We start from the raw sequence: 2,201 nt of genomic DNA on the forward strand, positions 1-2,201 counted from the left end.
CATCGACGTCTATCGGCTGAGTTTTCAACATCTCCAGGAATTTAACAACACTCCACTGGTGAATCCTATGCCTAAGCTTAGCAGTCTTGTTACCCTCCATCTTCTCCTTAGACCTTGAGGAGAACTCACCTACTACGACTTTGGCACTTAAACTCCTAGCAAGCTCTGTTATCCTCTTAACAGTCTTCCTCAACACGTCAGTTTTCCTCTCCCTCTCCCTTAATTTCCTCAACTTCTTCTTAATTAACTCGTCCTTAGTTGAGTGTCCCTTAGTAATCTCTTCCCTCCTCAAGGAGTAGTTCATGACAATCCTCCCTAACCCAGTCTCATATCTCCTCAACTCCTTGAGTTTAAAACCCTCGAAGACCGCTACCGTGACGTTATTCTCATTAACGTCAATAGAGATGTGATTGCCCTCCTTGGACTCAACCTCAACCTCCTTCTCAAAAGTCAACCAAACTAGGACTTTCCTACCCACTAACCTCAGCTTAAGCTCTTGTGAAACCCTCCAACCTTCATGTACGTAGCGGGTAAATTGCTTGGTGAACTTGAGGGGTATCTCGACCCAACCCTTGTGGGTTAGGACGCTCACTAAGACCTTGTTAAACCTCCAATTAACCATGTTAGGAATAGTGATCATAACCCTCTTATACTCTGGTTTATCCTTCCTCGTTAACCCTCTCTTCCTCCTCTCCCTAAAACTCTTAACAATCCTTCCAGCAACGATATAAGAACCTTCAATAACCCTTGAAGGTAGGAAGGGGTACTTCTCCTTATAATGACTGTAAAATCTCTCGTGCAACTTCTTCCTAGTGGTCTGTAAGCCCTCTGATAGGATTACCTCAATCATTTCATTAACGAACTTCCTCTGATGTTCCTCAACCTCCTTAAGAACGCGGTACTTCCACTCGTTCAAGAAGTCACCCTCTAGTTTAACCGTCCTTTTCAAGGTTTTCAACACATTTTACCACCTTCTCATATCTGTGAGATCTGTGGCCGTAAATTCTAGGCAAATGACTTGACGATTTCTACAGAGTCCTCCATCAACTCCTGCGTGTAATCCTTATCATATAACTTCTTTAACCCTCCCCTATCCTCTTTCAATCCGGAACCTATATCCTTCTATCACACTCACTTCACCGAGAGTTTTCCTAACCCACTCTCTCAATGCGCCCAACTGCCTCTCCAATTCCTCCTTTTGCGTTCACGAAACCCTTGCATATCGCTACTTGTTTGACCCTTCCACCGCCAGACAACAATCAATTTCGCTGTAAGGTATTCTCCACCTACCGTTAACCTCAACAACCTTTATCTTCCCCTCCCTTACTTAATGACACCACTCCTACTCACGCCGAATATTTCAGCAACCTCACTAGGTGTTAGATACCTCTCCACAGTAATTAAAAGTAACTAGAAGTATTTAAAAGTTAGGTGAAAGTGCTATAGTCTCTGGTGCTAATTTGCCTTATTTAATGAACGTCCGAAAGAATAAATGTAAAGCCTAGTCAGTTTAAGGTGAGGGATAAGGTGATTTGGCCCGATCAAGCGTAGACAACGTAATTCGAGAAGGAAACCCGAATCGCCCAAAATACTCTCGTGAGGAGCGTTAAGTTAACATTGATCAATGATATAGATTATGAAATATCAGTGAAGGTTCCGATGTCGGCTTCCTGGAAAATACTGTCATGATGAACCGAAAGTTTTTTAGAGAAAAACTAAGTGTACAAAAAAAGAAGAAGATATGTTCAGAATATCCATCCATGGTGCCAAAGGGGGAGTTGGGAAGTCTACCATCGCTTTGGGCTTGGCGAGAGAGTTGGCACTGAACGGGAGGGAGGTTCTGTTTATAGACAGGGACATCCTGGGCTTCGCCTCTTTCCTCGCAGGTATTAGGGAGTATGGTCTACTAGCGAAGGCAGTAGAGGGGCGAGGCCCTTTACCTTTGAGAGAGATCAGGATGGGCAGAGGTACCTTGACCGTGTTGAAGCTCTTCGGAGACGGCATGAGGTTCAAGAGCGATATGGCAGTAATCCAGGCCGACCCCGCTCTTAGGGCTGAGTTAGAGGTCACATACAGGGAGATCTTGGGAAAGAGGAGTTACCATTTCGCCGTTGTGGATAACCTACCTTTAGTGACTCCATCAGATGATGTTGTGAGACATGAGCTGGAAGTTTTCAGGGCAGTCTATCCAAGCTCCCAAA

General features: G+C 44.5%; 2 protein-coding genes and 1 pseudogene. 1 reads left to right on the forward strand and 2 read right to left on the reverse strand.

Features of this window, described 5'->3' with window-relative positions; genetic code table 11:
• A partial coding sequence (locus METMK1DRAFT_RS00540) for an IS200/IS605 family accessory protein TnpB-related protein (protein WP_048087269.1) occupies nt 1-961 on the reverse strand: 961 nt, incomplete at its 3' end.
• Nucleotides 933-1,395 (reverse strand): annotated as a pseudogene (locus tag METMK1DRAFT_RS15845) (helix-turn-helix domain-containing protein). The gene METMK1DRAFT_RS00540 and the pseudogene METMK1DRAFT_RS15845, both read right to left, overlap by 29 nt.
• A gap of 346 nt (nt 1,396-1,741) precedes the next feature.
• Here METMK1DRAFT_RS15845 and METMK1DRAFT_RS00545 point away from each other — a divergent pair.
• Nucleotides 1,742-2,201, forward strand: a 460-nt coding sequence (locus METMK1DRAFT_RS00545) for a ParA family protein (protein ID WP_009069512.1), incomplete at its 3' end; no start/stop codon positions are given.

The organism is Metallosphaera yellowstonensis MK1 (assembly GCF_000243315.1).
Lineage (GTDB): Archaea > Thermoproteota > Thermoprotei_A > Sulfolobales > Sulfolobaceae > Metallosphaera > Metallosphaera yellowstonensis.